19 protein-coding genes are annotated in these 18,761 nt (G+C 47.8%); 7 read left to right on the top strand and 12 right to left on the bottom strand.

All coding sequences use genetic code 11. The annotated features are described in order from the left end of the window. Positions 1 to 11 precede the first annotated feature (11 nt). Positions 12 to 803 carry an SDR family NAD(P)-dependent oxidoreductase gene (locus M3202_RS20245; RefSeq protein WP_251225037.1) on the top strand — a complete coding sequence of 264 codons (792 nt, stop codon included), beginning with the start codon at positions 12 to 14 and terminating at the stop codon, positions 801 to 803. Positions 804 to 892: 89 nt separating this feature from the next. Here the strand turns inward: M3202_RS20245 and M3202_RS20240 are convergent, their stop codons facing one another. From M3202_RS20240 to M3202_RS20225, 4 genes are all read right to left on the bottom strand, one after another. After that, positions 893 to 1,801, bottom strand: coding sequence for an AEC family transporter (locus M3202_RS20240; protein ID WP_251225036.1), 909 nt, complete (start codon positions 1,799 to 1,801; stop codon positions 893 to 895). Positions 1,802 to 1,868: 67 nt separating this feature from the next. Further along, positions 1,869 to 2,534: a GntR family transcriptional regulator gene (locus M3202_RS20235; protein WP_251225035.1), complete on the bottom strand. Its 666-nt coding sequence runs from the start codon at positions 2,532 to 2,534 to the stop codon at positions 1,869 to 1,871. 96 nt (positions 2,535 to 2,630) lie between these two features. Further along, the gene (locus M3202_RS20230; RefSeq protein WP_251225034.1) at positions 2,631 to 3,656 is read right to left on the bottom strand and encodes a nickel-dependent lactate racemase family protein; all 1,026 of its coding nucleotides are present in this window, start codon (positions 3,654 to 3,656) and stop codon (positions 2,631 to 2,633) included. A 149-nt stretch (positions 3,657 to 3,805) separates the two neighbouring features. Then, positions 3,806 to 4,321, bottom strand: a complete 516-nt coding sequence (locus tag M3202_RS20225; RefSeq protein WP_251225033.1) for an HPP family protein — start codon at positions 4,319 to 4,321, stop codon at positions 3,806 to 3,808. Between the two features lie 154 nt (positions 4,322 to 4,475). On the opposite strand from M3202_RS20225, the gene M3202_RS20220 reads away from it, so the two are divergent. Both M3202_RS20220 and mscL read left to right on the top strand, forming a co-directional pair. Further along, positions 4,476 to 5,450 carry a GntR family transcriptional regulator gene (locus M3202_RS20220; protein WP_251225032.1) on the top strand — a complete coding sequence of 325 codons (975 nt, stop codon included), beginning with the start codon at positions 4,476 to 4,478 and terminating at the stop codon, positions 5,448 to 5,450. A 251-nt stretch (positions 5,451 to 5,701) separates the two neighbouring features. Further along, the gene (gene mscL, locus M3202_RS20215; protein WP_251225031.1) at positions 5,702 to 6,082 is read left to right on the top strand and encodes a large conductance mechanosensitive channel protein MscL; all 381 of its coding nucleotides are present in this window, start codon (positions 5,702 to 5,704) and stop codon (positions 6,080 to 6,082) included. A gap of 204 nt (positions 6,083 to 6,286) precedes the next feature. Here mscL and M3202_RS20210 read toward each other — a convergent pair whose 3' ends face one another. Together M3202_RS20210 and M3202_RS20205 are read right to left on the bottom strand one after the other, a co-directional pair. Continuing rightward, positions 6,287 to 6,862, bottom strand: coding sequence for a DNA-3-methyladenine glycosylase I (locus tag M3202_RS20210; protein ID WP_251225050.1), 576 nt, complete (start codon positions 6,860 to 6,862; stop codon positions 6,287 to 6,289). A 68-nt stretch (positions 6,863 to 6,930) separates the two neighbouring features. Then, positions 6,931 to 7,716 (bottom strand): MerR family transcriptional regulator, encoded by a 786-nt coding sequence (locus M3202_RS20205; protein ID WP_251225030.1) that lies wholly within the window; start codon positions 7,714 to 7,716, stop codon positions 6,931 to 6,933. Positions 7,717 to 7,874: 158 nt separating this feature from the next. Here M3202_RS20205 and M3202_RS20200 point away from each other — a divergent pair, with 158 nt between their 5' ends. Next, positions 7,875 to 8,525, top strand: a complete 651-nt coding sequence (locus tag M3202_RS20200) for a YdeI/OmpD-associated family protein (RefSeq protein WP_251225029.1) — start codon at positions 7,875 to 7,877, stop codon at positions 8,523 to 8,525. Positions 8,526 to 8,598: 73 nt separating this feature from the next. Here M3202_RS20200 and M3202_RS20195 read toward each other — a convergent pair whose 3' ends face one another. Then, a complete protein-coding gene (locus M3202_RS20195; protein WP_251225028.1) occupies positions 8,599 to 9,741 on the bottom strand; it encodes an MFS transporter in 1,143 nt (380 codons plus the stop codon). Between the two features lie 452 nt (positions 9,742 to 10,193). Here M3202_RS20195 and M3202_RS20190 point away from each other — a divergent pair, with 452 nt between their 5' ends. The 3 genes from M3202_RS20190 to M3202_RS20180 all read left to right on the top strand — a co-directional run bounded on the left by M3202_RS20190 (position 10,194) and on the right by M3202_RS20180 (position 13,056). Further along, a complete protein-coding gene (locus M3202_RS20190) occupies positions 10,194 to 10,568 on the top strand; it encodes a hypothetical protein (RefSeq protein WP_251225027.1) in 375 nt (124 codons plus the stop codon). A 389-nt stretch (positions 10,569 to 10,957) separates the two neighbouring features. Further along, positions 10,958 to 11,647 carry a response regulator transcription factor gene (locus tag M3202_RS20185; RefSeq protein ID WP_251225026.1) on the top strand — a complete coding sequence of 230 codons (690 nt, stop codon included), beginning with the start codon at positions 10,958 to 10,960 and terminating at the stop codon, positions 11,645 to 11,647. Next, positions 11,644 to 13,056, top strand: a complete 1,413-nt coding sequence (locus M3202_RS20180) for a HAMP domain-containing sensor histidine kinase (protein WP_251225025.1) — start codon at positions 11,644 to 11,646, stop codon at positions 13,054 to 13,056. Before M3202_RS20185 ends, M3202_RS20180 begins: the two co-directional genes overlap by 4 nt. 216 nt (positions 13,057 to 13,272) lie before the next feature. Here the strand turns inward: M3202_RS20180 and M3202_RS20175 are convergent, their stop codons facing one another. The 5 genes from M3202_RS20175 to M3202_RS20155 all read right to left on the bottom strand — a co-directional run bounded on the left by M3202_RS20175 (position 13,273) and on the right by M3202_RS20155 (position 18,514). Then, entirely contained in the window at positions 13,273 to 13,641 is a 369-nt protein-coding gene (locus tag M3202_RS20175) for a response regulator (RefSeq protein ID WP_251225024.1), read from the bottom strand. A 269-nt stretch (positions 13,642 to 13,910) separates the two neighbouring features. Beyond that, on the bottom strand, positions 13,911 to 15,062 hold the full coding sequence (locus tag M3202_RS20170) for a response regulator (protein WP_251225023.1): 1,152 nt from the start codon (positions 15,060 to 15,062) through the stop codon (positions 13,911 to 13,913). Positions 15,063 to 15,387: 325 nt separating this feature from the next. After that, positions 15,388 to 16,986 carry an ABC transporter permease gene (locus M3202_RS20165; RefSeq protein WP_251225022.1) on the bottom strand — a complete coding sequence of 533 codons (1,599 nt, stop codon included), beginning with the start codon at positions 16,984 to 16,986 and terminating at the stop codon, positions 15,388 to 15,390. Then, the gene (locus M3202_RS20160; RefSeq protein WP_251225021.1) at positions 16,983 to 17,876 is read right to left on the bottom strand and encodes an ABC transporter ATP-binding protein; all 894 of its coding nucleotides are present in this window, start codon (positions 17,874 to 17,876) and stop codon (positions 16,983 to 16,985) included. The genes M3202_RS20165 and M3202_RS20160 overlap by 4 nt, the downstream gene beginning before the upstream one ends. Before the next feature lie 2 nt (positions 17,877 to 17,878). Beyond that, on the bottom strand, positions 17,879 to 18,514 hold the full coding sequence (locus tag M3202_RS20155) for a TetR/AcrR family transcriptional regulator (protein ID WP_251225020.1): 636 nt from the start codon (positions 18,512 to 18,514) through the stop codon (positions 17,879 to 17,881). Positions 18,515 to 18,761 lie beyond the last annotated feature (247 nt).

Genomic DNA, 18,761 nt, shown 5'->3' with positions numbered 1-18,761 from the left:
GAGGGATATAAATGGAAATGAACCTACACACTAAAACAGCTTTAGTTACAGGGTCAACAAAAGGTATCGGGAAAGCAATTGCTTTTGAACTTGCCAAAGAAGGCGTGAATGTAGTGATCAATGGCCGAAAGGAGGACGAAGTAGAACGAACAGTCAATCAGATAAAGGCAGAATTCCCTCAGACCTCTCCGCAAAATGCTATCGCTGATCTGGTCGATCATAAACAGAGAGAAGCCTTATTTGAAAAGTATCCGAATATTGATATTCTCGTTAACAATATGGGAATTTACGAAATCATGCAATATGAGGACATTGACGATCAAATATGGGAAACATACTTTCGCACCAATGTCCTTGCCGCAAACGGATTATCCAAATTTTATTTACCTACCATGGTGCAGCGCGGCTATGGTCGGATCCTCTTTATTGCTAGTGAGGAGGCGGTGATGCCATCGGGGCAAATGCCTCAGTATTGTATGACCAAATCAATGCTATTATCCTTAGCCAAGAGCCTGTCTAAATTAACAAAAGGGACAGAAGTTACAGTCAATACGATTATGCCGGGACCAACCCTGTCGGAAAACGTACAACAGATCATTGACAGCTTGTATCCAAATAAGATGACATTCTCAGAAAAGGAGGAAGCATTTATGCTGGCAAACCTCCCTCAATCTGAGATACAGCGTTTTATTAGACCAGTTGAAATCGGTCGACTCGCTGCCTTTCTATGCAGCCCTTATGCCTCCGCATTTAAAGGCTCTCCTATTCGTATGGATGGCGGGATGGTACCGACTATTTTTTAGATCAACTCATCTATCAAAAAAATAAGAACTTGCCATCAGGCGCAAGTTCTTATTTTTCAATTGACCTCTTCGCTGTCAACCCGGTTCATTTAATGCAATAGCCATAAGAGAAACGAGATCGTTCCCGCCGACACAATCGTACTGAACAGCGTAATTCCGGCGACCATTTCCGGCTCTCGTCCGTATTGATTCGCCAATAAAACGGGGACGATCGCGGCCGGCATCGCCGCCTGAAGAAGAATGACGTTGCTTGCCATCTCATCAAACGAAAAGAAAGGCAACAAAAGAAAAGCGAGTACGGGGGAAAGCACGAGGCGAATCGTTACACCGAGCGCAATCCCCTTCGCAAAGCTGAAGCGTTTAATCGTTGCCAGCTGCATTCCGAGCAACAGCATAAGCATCGGAATCATCGCCTGACTGAGCATCTCGATTGGATGGTAAACAATCGGATGAAGCTCAATGGTTAACGACTGGCACAGAAAGCCCAGTAATCCGGCATAGAGGACGGGCATTTTTAAAAGCTTCTTCAGCGTATCACCAATCCCGCCTTTGTCCTGGGCGGCAAATAACACCCCGAGAGAATTCATCATCATGGATTGAATAACGAAAAAAGCGATTGCCCACTGAAAGCCCTCCTGGCCATACGCCAGTAAAATAATCGAGCTCCCGTAATTCCCCGCATTCGGAAAGGAGGCGACGAGAAGCAGGCCCGTTTCCCTCTCTTTATTAAAACGGAAGCATCTTGCCAAAATGATACTGATCACAATGATCGCAAGGAGGAGCACCACTTCAAACAATACGAGCCAGCCAATATCGCCGCTGATGGTGGAACTGTAGAAATTTTTAAAGACAAGTGCCGGCAATAAGCAGTTGAAGCTAATATTTGACAATGTCCGGATATCACCATTAAATTTTTTCTTTAGAAAAAAGCCACATGCAAAGATGATGAAAATCGGTAAAACAATCGATAAAATGTCCACTACTTCTTCATATCCCAATTTGTCATCTTGTCCTACTCACCTTTCATTCCGGTGCTTCTCCCACTCCCTGCACAAACAGTCGTTGCTATTCAGAAAACTGTAGATCTTCCAAATGCTTTAAGAGCGTATCTCTCGCCACTGTTAAATGATCGTACATGAGCTGGCCGGCACGCTCAGCATCTCTAGCAGCTACCGCCTCCAATATGTCCACATGCTCCTCTAATGCCTTTAAAGCGCGGCCCGGAATCGAAAATGTCGATACCCGAATAATTCCTCCCACTTGATAGAGCTGATCAATGATGGAAAGGAGCCGATCATTCTCTCCTTTGCATCTCAATAAAGAATGAAATTTTTTATTGAGCGCATCGACCTCGCTCCAAGAGCTTCTCGCCGTCGCTTCCAGCAGCTCCTGTTGGATCGCATGAAGCCCTTCAATATCCGCCTCAGTCAAATGGGGAACTGACTTCCTCGTCGCCATCGCTTCCAGCTCAATTCGCAGCTCAAACAAATTGACAACATCCTTTGTTGTCATCACCTTCACCCGTGAGCCCCGGTTTGGGATGCTTTCCACTAATCCTTCCACTTCTAAATTGCGAATCGCTTCACGCAAAGGCGTGCGGCTGACTCCTAATTTCTCGCATAGCTCTTTTTCTAGTAACTTTTGACCGGGCTTTAAATTTCTTGATAAAATTTCTTCTCTTAATATCGCCGCAATCCGATCTTTAGCTAACTGTGAAACTACCTTTTTCATGCCTTTTCAATCACCACCTGTATCACCTAAATAGTATACTAATAGTATAATGTATACATTTTTCAAAGACAATGATTTTTGTCTTTTTTTTACTTTTTAGGTTGGCTTTACTTTCAGAAGGCAATCGACTGCATAGGGCAGCAGGGCTACTTTAGGAACAGAGGCACACATTTGCTTTGCATTGTGATAAGCAGCTTCAATTGTTTCCGAAGGAACAAAAAACATTTTCTTCAACTCGATCGGGTCCAAATGACCGGAGATAAAGTAAATATGATATTTCGCCAGCGCCCTGGCATACATATAGGCTTTTGAGGAATGATTCTGACTGCTGAAGCCGTCTTCCTTAAAGCGTCTAATCACTTCCTGCGGATCCCTCGATTCTGCCATCAGCTTACTGAAAGAACCGATTCCATCCTGGCATTCCGCCACTAAAATAATCGATCCGCCCGGCTTCGTGATGATCTCCGCCGAAGCGAGTGCCTTTTGCGATTGATGCATATCAAAGTCTTTCGGATATCCACCCGGCGATACAATCGTAATGTCATAAAGCTCAGGTACCTCCAGCTCCCAGGCGTGCCTGCAAATTTGTACCCCGGCTTCATGTGCTTCTTCTAAATCCCCGGCCACTACTCCGACGATGTGGCCTTCATTATTTTTGACAACATTGACGATGAAATCAACGCCGACCTTCCGCGCCGCTTCTACGGCTTCTTCGTGAAAGCGATTATGTTCCATCTTCCCCATCACCGGTTCTTCGGAACGAATTGGAAAGGAGTGGTGCTGCATTAAGCTTTTCACCCCGGCCACGCCCGGGACAATACTTTTGCGGCCGCCGCTAAATCCGGCCGTCTGATGAGGCGTAATAATCCCGGTCGTAATCGTCACATCCGCTTCGACGACGAGCCGGTTGACCTCAACATCCAGCCCATGCTTCGTCTTTCCTAAATACACCAATTGCTCAGGATCGGAAGCATTGTGGTTGACGATCCGAAAGCGGGAAAAGTTAGCTTCGCCAACCATTCCCTTTAATTCCTCTTCCGTATTCGGCCGATGATTGCCGGTAGCGACAAGCAATGTAATCGCCGAGTCTGGCATCTTTTGTATAAATAATAATGTATACATTATTACACGTCAACCCAAATCCATTAATTATTTAAAAAATCTACTAATTCGCGGCTTGTTTCGTATGTTCCTAGGAAAGGTTTCAAATAAAAAAACCAGAATAAAAGGGAGACATCCCCCTCTTATTCCAGCTTTTCATTGCAATGAGCTTACCACCAAAAAGTAGGATAGCGACGTCCATGGTCAAGATTGTTGATCAGCAATGCGGCAAGGACAATGATGACCGAACCGACGAGCACAGGCATCAATAGAAATGACCAGCCGCTGCCAGCTGCTATCACGACTAACGGATCAGCTCCCGCAGGTGGATGGGTCGTTTTTGTCAGCATCATCATCGCAATTGCCAGACCGACTCCTGTTGCCATGACCCACATGCTTTGACCAAACAGATGCAACAACGCCAAACCGACAAAAGTGGAGATAAAATGCCCGCCGATAATGTTGCGCGGCTGGGAAAGCGGTGCCTCCCAAAGCCCGAATGCCAGAACACAGCTTGCCCCGAAAGGCGCCATAATCCATAAGTTCGATGTCCAGTTTGTCAGCATAGCCAAAACGCCGATTGCAAAAAAACCGCCAATCCCTCCAATGATTGCGTTGCGCGGAACGACTTTAAGCGGACTTCTGCCTTGTCCTTTCATTTTCGTAAAAAATTCTGTTGCGTCCATAAAACCACCCCTAAATTTATAGTTAACTAGTTATTTAGTTATATTATAGTTCCTTTATTGTGTCAATCATTATTTTACAGGGATTATGTTTGATTAAATGAAAGTTCCACATTATAATATAACTAGTCAACTATGATAATAGGAGCTGGGTGTAGTGGAAGAAAAACAATTGCCTTTACGAGTGAACCCTGAGTTAACGTTTAATGTGAACACTCAAATCCGTGAGCAGTTAAAATGCCTGATTGGCATCGGACTTATTAGAACAGGAGATATGCTTCCTGCCGCAAGTCAATTGGCGGATCAATTAGGAATGAACCGCAACACTGTCAATTGGGTATATAATCAGTTGCGGGAGGAAGGACTCGTCACGATGAGCAAAGGCCGCGGAACGCAGGTGACCGCCCAAGCCAACCGGCTTTATAAAGAACAGGCTTCTCTCTTTGATCTCATCAAACAGACAATCGATCAAGCCGAGGCCAAAGAACTGGATCTGCGCCAGTTTTTCACCACCGGCCTCGCCTACACTTTGCTCCTCCATCCTTCCTCCTCTGCACAGGCCCGGATTGTACTGATCGAATGCAAAGGACATGACCACCCTTTTTATCGAAAGGCCATTGAACGTGAGACCGGAGAAAAAGTGGAAACGGCATTTCTCGAAGACTTACAGGAAAAAAACGAATTATGCAGCCAGCTCGCTCAACAATATCACGTTATTGTGACGACACTCAATCATGCTGAGGAAGTGAAAACATGCTTCTCACGCTTCAATAGCAGGATTTTAGTCATCGGCGCCACTGTTGAAACGTCCTTTCTACTGGACCTGGCCAAGCTGAAGCAAAATACCCGGGTCGCTTTTGTATGTCTCGGCCAAGCTGGCGGAAGTTGGATGGCGAACCGGGTCCGAGAAGCAGGGCTGGAGCAAATCCGTTCGGAAACGCTCGGCTGGGAAGAAAGCGGAAGGCCTTCAGATTCACTGGCAAAATGGGACAGGATTTACGCCTCGGCCGCTGTCTATCCTGAATTGAAAAAGCTCGCCCCCAACAAAGTGGAGCTATATCCGATGAAACTCGAAGCAAGCAGTGAAAACCTGTTGCATGAGCTTCCCGGTTCTCAGGCAGGACTCGATTAATTGGAAATTCTCTCCGATAATAAAAGGGCTGTGCCAAAGCAAAAACCTTTTCGCACAACCCTTTTTTTAGGCTTCTTCGTCAACCATATTTCCTAATTTTCAAACACAAATTCTACATCTATCGACAAAAGCATCGTAAAAAAGATCTGTTTTCGACAAACAGAGTTGACATTCCCTTCAAAAGAAATCATCTTTAATTTAAGATCGTTCATTTACAATGGAGTCTATATACATAAAAAAGGAGAAGAAATATGTGGAAAGAATTTAAGGAATTTATTATGAGAGGCAATGTGTTGGATTTAGCAGTGGCGGTCGTCATAGCGGGAGCGTTTACAAGCATTGTCAACGCCCTGGTGGAAAACATCATTATGCCGTCAATCGCCTTGATTTTCGGCAATACGGATTTCACTTCAGAATGGGCCTATCACGGCATTACGTACGGCGTTTTCATTCAGGCTATTATCGATTTTCTCATTATTGCAGCGGCCCTGTTTATTTTCGTGAAAGCTTTTAACAAAATCACAAGAGACCGCTTTGTGAAAAAAGCCGCCGAGGAAGTAATTGAAAAAGAAGACGAGCAGGTCGTCCTCCTGCGTGAAATCAGAGACGCCTTACAAAAGCAATCAAACTAAAAAAACCGCACAGCGGCTTTTCTTAGAAGCGTTGTGCGGAGCTGTTACAATCGTTTAAGAATGGCTGAAAACGGGCTTTTTTCAGCCATCCGCGTAACGCGCGAAGCCGACGCCCTTCCTCAACAAGCCGAAAAATTTCTACTTTCTTATCATTTTAAAAATTTTTTCCCCTTTTATCTCCGCCTCCTTTTTACGAGTAAAAGGTCACTTCGCTCTCACCCGATTCGCCGTATGAAACGCACACATCCGAATATGGTCATCAACGAGGCCAATCGCCTGCATAAACGAGTAGGTTGTAACAGGACCGACGAATTTGAAATTCCGCTTCTTTAGATCCGTGCTAATCTGCTTTGATAAAGCCGTTTGGGCGGGGATCTCTCCTTCGTTTTCCCAATGATTGATAATCGGCGTCCCGTCCACATAACGCCATAAGAAATCAGAAAAGCTGCCGAACTCCTCCTGTATGTTCAAAATCGCCCGCGCGTTAGTCCGGACTGACTCGAGCTTGGCAAGATGCTTAATCACATGATACTGCTCTTTAATCGTCTGTAAATCGGCGTCCGTCAGCTCTGCACAATAAGCAATATCGAAGTGCTGAAAGGCTTCCTGATAGCCAGCACGCTTTGAAAGCACAATCTGCCACGATAATCCGGCCTGCGCCCCTTCAAGTGTCAAAAGCTCAAAAATATAACGGTCATCATAGGAGGGGACGCACCACTCCTCATCGTGGTACGCCTGCATCAACGGATTGCCGTTCGGCCATGAGCATGTCTTCTTCATCATTTATCGCCGTCCTATCCTCTTTTTACTCTTACTATAGCACGACCAGACAGGCAAACAGCAAGCCGTTAGTCCGTGCTTCCCTCATTCTTCCCTTCTGCTTCGAGCGCCTTGGCTGCCTCGTGCAAAAATGCCTCCTCCTCTTGCGTAAAAACATTCGGAAAGCGGAAATGATCCATGTCGTTCAGGATTCTTTCCTGTTGCTCGATTAGCTGCTTTGAAAACTCCTCTTCGTCGGCATACTTGAAAACGAGCTCCGTTAGCCCGATCAGTGCCGCTTTCGCTTCCTTCGATTCCGGTGAGATCTTTCGCTGAACAAGCACTTTAATTTTCTGTAACAGCTGCATCCATTCATGGTCGAGATGAAGCCATTCCTCCTTCGTCAGATCGTACATCTGCGCGACCAATTCCTCGGAAAAGTATTCCTTCATCCATTCCTTATGCTCTTCTTCATGCTTAATACTGTACAAAAACGAGCTGATCATCGCCCAGTTTGGCGCATGGCCCTGCTTTAATAAATGCTGTACCCTTTCTATCGCCTCAATCGCCCTCTCCAGTTCTGTCCGCTTTTCCGTTAACAGCCGGTGCTGAAGTGATAATGAGCTTTCAAACGAGTGCGGCGCCGGAGCTTCCTCCTTCAGGAGCCGTTGAATCTCCTGCAGCGAATAGCCAATGAACTTTAACGTCTGAATATGCTGAAGCGTCGCCAGCTCATCCAAGCCGTAAAGACGGTAGCCGGCCTGATTGTACTTATTCGGCACCAATAGCTCCATTTCCTCATAGAAACGCAGCGTCCTGACCGTCAGCCCTGTACGCTGAGCAAATTCACTGATCGTATAAGTCGCATCATTCATGTCCTTCCCCCTTTCTTCTTGACTATCTTTATCATAATGGATCACGTTACGGGAGGCGCAAGTGGTAATCCGGTAGAAAACCTCGAGATGACAGCCTGTTTTCTTCCCGCTATAATGAGGCAAAGAACGTATCAATTGCCTAAAAGGAGGCCGCGGAAATGTCCATTATTGAAAAGCTCAGTTTACATAAATATAGCCATTTAGCGGTGATTAACGAGCCGGCGGATTACGAGCTGTTTCCTCATCAGCCCTCGACGTTAGCTGAACATCATGACGCGATTTTCATTTTTATCGAAACGCTGGCTGAAATGATCTCCTATACGGAGCAGGTGATCGCCAGACAAGCGTTAGCCGAAAAAGGCTATCTGTTTTTCGCCTATCCGAAAAAAGGAAATAAACGCTACAGTACTTCGATTCACCGGGATGAGATTTTCCCGGCGATGAACGTTGACGAAGACGGGTATGTCGCCGGGAGCGACTTGAAGTTTTCGCGCATGGTCAGCATGGATGAGACGTTCACCGTCATCGGATTAAAGCGCGAGAAAAAGAAGGCTAAAAAAACAACGGCGCCAAGCCAGCAAGTCGCCGATTATGAGCAGCATGTAAAAGACGTGGAAGCCTTATTAGCCGCTCACCCAAAGGAGCTTGCTTTCTACCAAAGTTTAACTCCTGGCTACCAAAAAGACTGGGCCCGTCACATCTTTTCGGCCAGACAGCAAAAAACGCGCGACAAACGCCAGCAGGAAATGATTGAGATTCTTTCGCAAAACTACAAATCAATTGCATTGTATCGACAAAGAGAAAAATAGCTCATTGCTTTTTCCAGCGGGGCAGCAGGGAACCACCTGCCGTTTTTTTGCAAGCGGGCTCCCGTCTCTCCTTTTAATCGCCGGTCTTTTCACGAAACGAAAACAAAACGAGAAGCGCCGTACACGAAAGCATCAGCAGCGCACTGAACAAAAATGGCGCGCCAAACTGTTCCCGCGCGAAGCCGGACAGAAATGAACCGGCAACGACGCCAAGTGAAAAGAACGCATAAAAAATCCCGTATGCCTTCCCGCGGTTGACCGCCGTCGAGGCATCGGCCACCATTTGGTTCATCGACGGAAAAACGAGGGAAAAGCCTGTCCCATAAATGAGCATCGCGAGCACGAGCCACTCGATCTGAAGAACGAAATGAATGATGGTCAACGAGAGCGCAATTAGAACGAGACCTGTAACTACAAGCTTCCAGGCGCGAAACCACTCATAGATTCTGTTAAGCGGTGTAACAAACACAACGAGCGCCGTTATGCCATAAAGACTGAGCAGCATTCCGGTTGTCGCCGTCGTAAAATCAATTTCCCCGACTTTTAATGGCAAGGCATAGGCAAGCGTCCCGTTACTGACCATCAGCGCGAACGCGGCCATAGACGCCTGCAGCAAAGGAAGCTGCTTCATCAGCAGCCATACGTCCTGCCACTTCACCTTACTGCGCTCAGCAGCCGTGGCCTGCTGCGGAATAGACGGAAAACAAACCAATAAAGCGACAAAAAACAAACCTGCCGTAAAAAAGAAAACCGCGCTATATTCGCCCCGTGAAGCAAGCGCCCCGCCAATCGCCGGCCCGGTAATCGCCGCAATGCCGATGGCCGCGCCGGCAAAGGCCATCGTTTTCCCTTTCCGTCCAGCGCCGGAACGTTCTCCAATCAACGCGAACGCGGCCGGAATCAGAACCCCGCCGGCGAGGCCATGGAGAAAGCGGATGACAAACAGCTGCTCTCCGGTTTGCGCCAGAGGATAAAGCAGCAGCACAAGCCCGACAGTGACCATCCCGAAGGCGAGCATTTTTTTGTAGCCGAGCCGGTCAATCCAATGACCGCCGATCACATTGCCGGCCATATTCGCCAATGAATAAACAGCGACAATGGCTCCCACCAGCACATCCCCCGCTCCCACGCTGACGGCATAAGGAGAGATGATCGGAAGCTGAATAAATGTATCAATAAACACAACAACAATCAGGACATAAATCAAACGCGACATTACAAGATCTCCTTTATGAGCAAGACACCATGCCTTTTTCGTCCAGTTTACAATACATCCGCTTCTTGAAACCAGCCAAAGGCGCTGAGCATGAACGACTAGAAAGAAACAGGCAGCATACAATAAGGCAACAGCGCACTAAGAATGCGGCCACAACCTGGTCATACCCCGGACCTTTTACCATCAAAGTGGAGGATATTCATTGCCGCCACTGCAAAAGCCTGGGCGACTCTAATTTTTTAAGCAAGCGGTGATCGATTTTTCCTTCAACTAGCAAGTATACCGATGATTAAAGCAAACGGTTTCAAATGCCGATATTAGATGTACTGATGTTTCACAAAGAGCAAACGCCAAAGGCAGCTTTTCTCTTGCCACCAACCATCTCGAAACATTTTATACTTTCTTATCAATGCAAAACGCCGTTATTACGAAATGACGAGGAGGTCACTGAAATGAAAGTAAGTAACCAGCACACCCCATATCCGACGCTATTTGATCACCGCGGCCAGCAAAAACAGACGGCCTTGCACACTGGAAAAACATTACCGGTATTAAGAGAACCCCACGACTTGCTGGACATTAGCCATGAGGGACGACAGCTCGACGTGATCATGCGGGATGCGGAGAAAGTCTCGATTCCATCAAGCCCGAAGGACGATATCAATGAAATCATGAAAATGTTTAGACCGGAAGACTATGAAACGATGAAAAATCACTTCGCTCAAAATAATCGTAAGGAGGGCTTCGAATTGCTTCATTCCTTCACGAAACTACTACCTCGTCATCCGGAATGGCTGCAAGCATACAGAGAGTCGGCACAGCGCTAACGCCATTCGGATCAGAAATCGCTCAATCAAATGAGACCGCATAAACGCTCGAATATCACGATTTATGCGGTCCCCAATTATAATTTCTCTTTACCCTTGTGCAGATTTCTAGCGCCGCTCGCTTTTTATTCTACCAACATCGTCGCCGCTTCATCCGGACAAAATATCCTACCCGAAGAGCCTTTACTACATGCCCACGCCTTTTCTTCCTATTCACGCCCATGCTCTGTCCAGTCCTGAAGGCTCTTCCCTTATTTGAACGTGTTCATTTTGGTACTGCTTGTGAGGCCCAATGTTAAAGCTTGGTTAAAGAATGAGCCAAGCGTGTAGCAAACGTTCTGAAACGAGTATAATGAAAAAAAGCACAGCAGAACGGAGGTGCGTCGTCCATGACATCTCAAAACATATTGGTCGTCGATAACGAAGAGGAAATCAGGGACATTCTGAAGCTTCATTTGGAAAATGCCGGTATGCAGGTTATTGAGGCCGAATCGGGTCAGCAGGCCCTGTCCGTTCTGGAGCGCTCATCCATCGACTTGATCGTATTGGACCTGATGATGGAGCATATGGATGGCTGGGAGGTCCTGAATCATTTGACGCAACACGGCTTAAAAACCCCGGTGATCGTGCTGAGTGCCAGGCAGCTGGAAGCGGACAAGATCGAAACTCTCGGTCTCGGTGCGGATGATTACGTCACGAAGCCATTCAGTCCCGGCGAATTAATCGCACGTATCCAGGCCATTTTGCGCAGAAGCAATCCCGCCTTACGAATCAAGCGGTTCAAGCTTGGGGAGGCGATATTTGATGTAGAAGGTTCGTACATTCAGAAGCGGGCGAAGAAAACCTATCTTTCTCCCATAGAAGCAGCACTTCTGGAGCTTTTCCTGCAAAATCCGGGCAAAGTATTCACGCCCCGGGAAATTCTTCGCCAAGTTTGGAAGCTCGATCACGGTGACAATAACCCGGTCAAAGTTTATGTGAATTATTTAAGGAAAAAGATAGAAGATAATCCGGCAGAACCGCAGTATATTCAAACCATTCGCGGCCTAGGCTACCGCTTCATGGAAGAGCCGTCATGAACCTCAGGGGTAAACTGTGGCTGCTGCTTTTTTCCAGCTCTTTGACCTCCCTGTTGCTGCTGATTGGCATTGCTGCTGTGATTGGCTGGCTTTTCAACCAGGGCTATACTCACCAAAGCCTGAATGCGTTCGGTCAGGAACTGGCCCGTCAAGCTGAACAGAGCGAGGCTGAAGCCGGGCGGACAGTAGAGTTACTTGATGACTTTCATCGCTCACACCCTGCGATTGAACTGGCCTGGCTGCGGGCAGATGGACAATTGCGCTACGCCACGGATGGTCGCAACGTTGATTATGACATAAATGAATTAATGAACCTCTTTGTAAATATGCCTGCTTATTTGTGGGAGGAAGGAGAGCAGATCGCTTTGCTGTTTGATTGGCAGGCAGGAGAAGAGCAGCAATTTCTAGTAATGACCTTAGCTAATGACGCCATGCAGGGCAGCCAGATTTTCGTGTACATACAAGATTACGCGCAGTTCGGTCAACTGCTTTTGCCCGTGGCTCTCTTCATTTTGACGCCTTATGTATTCGCTCTGATCTTTTTCCTCAGGTTAAACCGCCGGCTGACAGCACTGAACCATGCTATGAAAACATTCGATACGAATGACGCCCCCCTGCTCATTGAAAGCCAATCCAGCGATGAAATCGGCCAGCTGACCCGCAGCTTCAATGAGATGGCCAACCGCATTCGCGCTAATGTCGCCCGGATCGAAGAGTTGGATGCGAAGCGCAAGTCGCTCATTGCCGATGTCTCCCATGATTTGCGCACACCGTTGACGATGATCATCGGGTATGCCGAAAGCCTGGACAAGCATCTCCTGAAAAATCCGGCAGAGCAGCAAAAGTATACAACCAACCTGCTCCGACGAGCGAAATACATGGATGATCTGTTGCAGAAATTGCTGGAAATCGCTCAAATCGACAAGTACAAACAGCATATCCGGTTTGTACGGCAGGATATAGGAGAAACGATCAGGCTTATTGCCGCCTCTTACATCCCCATTGTCGAAGAAAAAGGAATCGACTTCGATATTCATATTCCTGAGGAACCCCTCTTGTCAGCATACGACGCCTCCTTGCTAGAAAGAGCCGTGCACAACCTGATCGAAAACGCGATTCAATACGGAGGTGAGGGCCGGTATCTGGGCATATTTCTGAAGCAAGAGGAAAACCATGTCACCATTACAGTGGCCGATCGCGGTCCCGGAATTGATGCGGAAAAGCAGAAGCTGATCTTTGAAAGATTTTATCGCGGGGCGAAAGGACGTGGCGGGGAAGGGTTCGGGCTTGGCTTGGCAATCGTTCAAGAAGTGGCAAACGCGCACAACGGATATGTCCGCATGACGAGTCAGCCGAAAGAAGAAACCGCGTTCACCTTATTTCTGCCGAAAAACAATCTCTCCGGTTGATAGGAAACGCTTCTCTTACCTAACATCTTAACGAGGGAGAGTGGCTCCATACTGGATAGCTAACTTGCTATTCCAACACCCTAACGAAGGCCTGATGATCAGTCCTCGCCATCCAAAACGCACAAAAAAGCTACCTGAAGGTCGGAAAAACCTTTCAAGGTAGCTTTTTTTCCTTTGTGCTCGTGCCGCTCATCGCTTCTTACGTGTCCTACCACTTTAAGACGTCGATATATTTAACTTTCGAAAAGCATCAATGATTTTATCCTCTGTAACCGGTTTCGAAATGTAGTATTTGGCCCCGCTCCGTAACGATTCAAAAAGAAGCTCTTTGTTTCGATTCCCACTAATGATAATCACTTTCGCCTTAGGAAAAGATGTTACCAGCAGTTGGAGAGCCCGAATGCCGTCGATTCCCGGCATTTCAAGATCGAGCGTGACTAATGAAGGCTGGTAGTATTCATACGCCTGAATCGCTTCTGCTCCGTTGGACACTTCATCGATGACGGTATGACCTAGCTTTACAAAAATATCTTTCAATACTGATCGGATAAAACGAGAATCATCACAAATCAAGATACGTTCCATACCGCTATTACCCCTTGCGCTCTTTAAAATAGTAAAATCATGCCAACATCAAACGTTAGAAAAACACATCCATTTTTGTTAACGCCCCAGACATCCCTCCCCATGAAATTTCTTCCCCCACACCTGTCGAGTTCTATTTTTCCGATAGTGTTTATCATAACAATTCAAAACTCGTTCCAAACTAAAAACAAAACCGTAGAAGTTTTGAGCCCGTCCAAGGAAGCGGGAGTGGCTCCTTGAATGGGCTCTTCTTTCTCTTTTATCTGCTGCTATGCCAAACCGCCAAATGTGTCAAACAGGGCGGCCGGATTCGCCGCTATTTGCTCAAATGAACGGCCAAACTCATATCCTAATTCAACCGAATATGTCTCGTTACTGACTTTATAATAATACGCTCTCGCTTGCTCAGGCTGTTTCAGTAATAGAAACAAAGCGATCATTTTCGCATGGACATGCTCGCTGTACGGAAACAAATCAGCCCACTTTTGCAGCAAGGGCAGCGCCTGGTACAAGCGCCCATTTCGTACATATTCGGTCACGAGCGCTTCTAACAGCTCGGCATAGCGTACTTCAAGCTCCTGCTGGCGGGACAGTGCCCAGCGATAATCATGCTCGTGGAGATAGCCGCCATGATAGTGCTCAATCGCTCTCTCAACCAACGATTGGTCAAGCTGACCATTCTTCCATGTTTGATAGGCTTGCTCAAAGAGATCCATATCGCTTTCGGCATGTGGTAAATTCAGCTGATAGCTCCCGCCGCTGCTCCGCGATTGGCTGATGACAGCTCGTAATCCATACGCTTCCAGGTCTTTGCGCAATTGATAGACCGTACTGTATAAATTCGCCTGGGCCCGCACCACGTCACGATTCGGCCATAGCGCTTCGATGATTTTCGCTTTATTGACCGGCCCTCCAGCGTGATGAGCCAGATAGGCAAACAGTTCTTCCGCCTTGGCGTTGATAAACCTCACCTTTCCCTGTTCCGTCACGATCACCAAACGGCCGAAGCAGTTGACCGAGATCGCATTTCGTCCTTTCCGTTGTCCATCACGTAATGTCTCCTGTCTCCGTAGAAAACGTTGTAGCGTTCGGCCAAGCCGCTTTCCATCAAGCGGCTTCAGCACGTAGTCCAGCGCCTCAATCTCAAAAGCCTCAGCCGCATATTTTTCATAGGCCGTCACAAATACAACGGAAATGTCCGGTCGAAGAGACTGAGCGGTTCTGGCGACAGCAAGACCATTCGCATCAGGCATCACCATATCGATCAAAACGAGATCGACTCGCTCCGTCCGCACAGCCTGTAAAAACTCATCCGGATCGGTGAATAGTCCGCAAATCTGGACGTTGCTGAATATTTGCAGCACCTTTTTCATCTGTCGCAAAGCCACTCGTTCGTCGTCCAACACGATGATCTTGATCATAGTCACAAGCCTCCCGCTGAAAAAGAGTTTTCGCCTAACAGCCTTATCCGTGGTCTCTACCCCGCCATCAACATATGAACTCTCTGCAACCGACTTTTAACAGGCCCTGCTAGTTCCCTTACGATGATCTGATCACCATTATCCTTTCTTTTTTAAATTATTACACAATTGGCCTAAAGTCCAGATTCTTAGCAGGTAATATGACCTTATATTGAGCAGTCGATGGTTCTCCCCCTCAAAAACGGAGGGACTAAAGATACAGAACCTCCTTCTGTAAAATAAAAACCAGGGCCGGCCAGCAAAAGCTGACACACCCTGGTCTTTCTCAACCTTGAATATCACGACGCCGGTACCCTAAGAAAGCGAGAGCGAATAATCCTGTCGCTACGAGAAGAAGCACTCCCGCAGGAGCATAGTTGAATTCATCCATCGGCAGCTGCGGCACATGTCCGAACGGCGTCAGCTGCATGAGCCAGCTCGGAAACTGAAACAGCTCGCCAAAGTAATTTGCAATAAAGGAAAAAACTAAATAGAGCCAGGCGAAGACACTTGCCTGCGGGAAGACGCCGACAAAAAAGGCTCCAAGACCTACAATGACAAACAGTGCCGGCACATAAGCAAGCGCCGCACCAACAAACCGGCCTACATCGATCTGCTCATCCATGACGGCCGCTCCTGTCAGCCCGAGCGCCAGCGCGGCTATGACGGCCATACTGATGCTGACGGCAAGCGCAAGGCCGGCGTAGCTGCCAAGCTGGCGTCCCCGCGCCACTGCTCTTGCCAGCACATGCTCATTGCGTTGTTTACGCTCTTCCGCCTTTAACTTAAAGATGACAAGCAAGGCCGGGATCGCCGCTGCCATCGTCAGCACCATAATAATCATCGAAATGAACTGCTCCGTCATGGAAACACCTTCTGCCGAGGCAAACATGTCTGCCATCATTTCATTGGACGAAAAAAACGTCTCCAGATCGCCGAGAACTGAGCCATAGGACGCACCCAACAGGGCCATCGCCACAAGCCAGGAAATCATCGTCGTCCGTTGCAGACGGATCGCCAGAGCAAGAGGACCCTGCAGGAAAGCGGAAGCCTCTTTTTTTCCGGCCCGCGCCGGCATAAACCCGGCATCCAAGTCACGCACCAGCTGCAAGCGCAGAGCGATAGCAAAAAGCAAGACTCCAGCGGCGATCAATAGCAGCAGAGGGCCCCACTCATTCTCGACATAGGTTTTCGTTCTGACTGCCCAGCCAAGCGGAGACAGCCAGGAAAGCGCCTCACTCGATACATCGCCAATCGCGCGCAGGAAGTAGGCAAGACCGAGAGCCGCAAAGGAGAAGCCGAGCGTTCCTCTCGCGCTCTCCGAAAGCTGGGCGAACACCGCCGTCACTGTCGCGAAAAAGAGTCCGACCCCGCCAAGGACGGCTCCATAGAGCAACGATCCTTGCAAATCGAGACTGTCAATCCCAAGCGCGTAAAGGCCGAAAGCCGTCAACAGCGCAAGAAGAAGATTGGCTCCCGTCATGACAATCATTGCCGCGCCGAGCGGTGAAAGCTTGCCGAACGGCAGGGAACGCAGCATTTCCAGCCGACCGTCTTCTTCCGGCGCCCGCGTATGCCTTGTTATGAGCAAAATGTTCATCACCGCGACAACGACTGCTGTCAGCATCAGCATTTGATGCGCCATCATCGCCGCTTCCGTATAATGATCAAGACCATAGCCCGGTCCGAGCATCGCCGTCATCGCCGGGTTATCTACCGTCAGCGCCATCGCCTGTCTTTCTTCATCCGACGCATACAGGCTCGTAAAAGAGGACGCCGTCGCGACACTTGCTGCGACAAGGCTCATCATCCAGATGAACAGACGCAGACGATCCTGGCGGACAATAAAGCGGACCATCGCTGCCATGTGGTGAAAAGCCGTCATCTTTCAGCACCTCCCCCTTCATAGTGACGCATAAATAAATCCTCCAATGTCGGCGGTCCACTTTCCAGTTTGACGATTCCATAGCCGCTAATATGCTTCATCACCAGATCGAGCTCTTCTCCATCTACTTGAAGATGAACGGTGCCGTCCTCCTGCTCGACATCATGAACGCCTTTCAGCTCCGTCAGCCCGGTAAGAGGCTCCTTCGTTCTGACCGTCAAATTCGTCCGCGTTAAATGGCGCAGCTCTTCCAGCGTGCCCGTTTCAATCATTTCTCCTTCACGAATGATTCCGACACGATCACAAAGCCGCTCTACCTCCGACAAAATATGGCTGGAAAGAAGGATGCTCTTTCCCTGGGCTTTTTCCTGTGCGACACATTCCTGAAACACCCTCTCCATCAGCGGATCAAGCCCTGACGTCGGTTCATCCAAAATGAAGAGATCGGCCTCCGAGGAAAACGCCGAAATCAGCGCGACCTTTTGCCGGTTTCCCTTCGAGTACGTCCGACACTTTTTCGTCGGATCGAAGCTGAACAACTCAATCAGCTCATTTTTTCTCTTTTGATTATAGGAACCGCGCATCCGGCCGAATAAATCAATTACTTCACCGCCTGTTAAATTCGGCCACAAATGGACGTCTCCAGGTACATAGGCCAAGCGCTTATGAATCTCAAGTGCATCCTGCCAGACGTCCTTCCCGAAAATCTCAGCCCTTCCGCCTGACGCTTTTAATGCGCCGAGCAAAATGCGGATTGTCGTTGATTTCCCTGCTCCATTCGGGCCGATAAACCCGTACACCTCGCCTTCCCTGACATCAATCGATACATCCTTTAATGCCGTGAAGCTGCCAAATTGTTTGGTTAATGATTGCGTAACGAGTACACTCATGATCATTCCCCTTTCTTGTAAAAACAGGCTTTTAAAATATCGAGGTATTCGTAATAGTCTTGCCAATACGGTTCCATATCAATATCGGTCAGCTTTCTCCCTTTAAATTTTTCCATTAGCTCAATCCGATACCCTTCCATCGACCAACGGATCAAATCGAACGCTTTTTGCACATCAACATCATCGCGAAACTTCGTATGATCAATATTGTCGTTCATCACTTTCCCGAAAAATGCTTGCATGTTTTCGATTTTGCTTCGTAACGGTTGTGGAAGTGCCGGCTCTTCCATATTCAGACCAACTGTCGCCATAAAGTTACCGAGCTTTTCATGTTCGGCAAAGACTTTCCACTTGAGAATCGCCATTTTGTTCAACCGCTCGATAAAATCGGTTTCCGTCAAATCAATTTTACTCAAATAGTGTTCATCCAACATCTTAATCGCGTAGTCGATCAAATAATGATAAAGCGATTCTTTGTTCTCAAAATAATAAAAGAGCATACCCTTGCCGATCCCGGCAGCTTTCACGATCCGGTTCGTCGATGCCTGCTCATAGCCATGCTCAGCAAACTCATGAAAAGCCGCCTCCAAAATACGCTTTCGTTTTGTTTCCTCCAGTGCCTCAAAGCGTTCCAACAAAGGAATCCCTCCCCTCACATACTTTAGACCACTCTGGTCGAATTTAGCATAACATCTTCGACCAGGGTGGTCAATTCAGTTTTCTTAACAGTGACGTGCGGAAGCCTCCCGAGAATTTTTAATCGGATAGGAGGTTACTCATTAGTTGAGTAGCCGACCTTCCACACCACCGTACGTACCGTTCGGTATACGGCGGTTCCTAAGTTTACACCTTAACAGTTTTGAAATGTTCCGAGAAAGATGCGTA

The sequence above is a fragment of the Halalkalibacter oceani genome (assembly GCF_023715605.1).
GTDB classification, from domain to species: domain Bacteria; phylum Bacillota; class Bacilli; order Bacillales; family Bacillaceae_D; genus Halalkalibacter; species Halalkalibacter oceani.
The sequence above is the reverse complement of the archived record's forward strand: the minus strand, read 5'-3'. Positions and strand labels throughout refer to the sequence as shown.

Bases quoted from the DNA above. Each gene is read 5' to 3' on its own strand.
- M3202_RS20245 (WP_251225037.1), top strand. From the start codon at position 12: ATGGAAATGAACCTACACACTAAAACAGCTTTAGTTACAGGGTCAACA.
- M3202_RS20235 (WP_251225035.1), bottom strand. From the start codon at position 2,534: ATGAAAAAGGTAGTTTCACAGTTAGCTAAAGATCGGATTGCGGCGATA.
- M3202_RS20230 (WP_251225034.1), bottom strand. From the start codon at position 3,656: ATGTATACATTATTATTTATACAAAAGATGCCAGACTCGGCGATTACA.
- M3202_RS20225 (WP_251225033.1), bottom strand. From the start codon at position 4,321: ATGGACGCAACAGAATTTTTTACGAAAATGAAAGGACAAGGCAGAAGT.
- mscL (WP_251225031.1), top strand. From the start codon at position 5,702: ATGTGGAAAGAATTTAAGGAATTTATTATGAGAGGCAATGTGTTGGAT.
- M3202_RS20210 (WP_251225050.1), bottom strand. From the start codon at position 6,862: ATGAAGAAGACATGCTCATGGCCGAACGGCAATCCGTTGATGCAGGCG.
- M3202_RS20205 (WP_251225030.1), bottom strand. From the start codon at position 7,716: ATGAATGATGCGACTTATACGATCAGTGAATTTGCTCAGCGTACAGGG.
- M3202_RS20200 (WP_251225029.1), top strand. From the start codon at position 7,875: ATGTCCATTATTGAAAAGCTCAGTTTACATAAATATAGCCATTTAGCG.
- M3202_RS20195 (WP_251225028.1), bottom strand. From the start codon at position 9,741: ATGTCGCGTTTGATTTATGTCCTGATTGTTGTTGTGTTTATTGATACA.
- M3202_RS20190 (WP_251225027.1), top strand. From the start codon at position 10,194: ATGAAAGTAAGTAACCAGCACACCCCATATCCGACGCTATTTGATCAC.
- M3202_RS20185 (WP_251225026.1), top strand. From the start codon at position 10,958: ATGACATCTCAAAACATATTGGTCGTCGATAACGAAGAGGAAATCAGG.
- M3202_RS20180 (WP_251225025.1), top strand. From the start codon at position 11,644: ATGAACCTCAGGGGTAAACTGTGGCTGCTGCTTTTTTCCAGCTCTTTG.
- M3202_RS20175 (WP_251225024.1), bottom strand. From the start codon at position 13,641: ATGGAACGTATCTTGATTTGTGATGATTCTCGTTTTATCCGATCAGTA.
- M3202_RS20170 (WP_251225023.1), bottom strand. From the start codon at position 15,062: ATGATCAAGATCATCGTGTTGGACGACGAACGAGTGGCTTTGCGACAG.
- M3202_RS20165 (WP_251225022.1), bottom strand. From the start codon at position 16,986: ATGACGGCTTTTCACCACATGGCAGCGATGGTCCGCTTTATTGTCCGC.
- M3202_RS20160 (WP_251225021.1), bottom strand. From the start codon at position 17,876: ATGAGTGTACTCGTTACGCAATCATTAACCAAACAATTTGGCAGCTTC.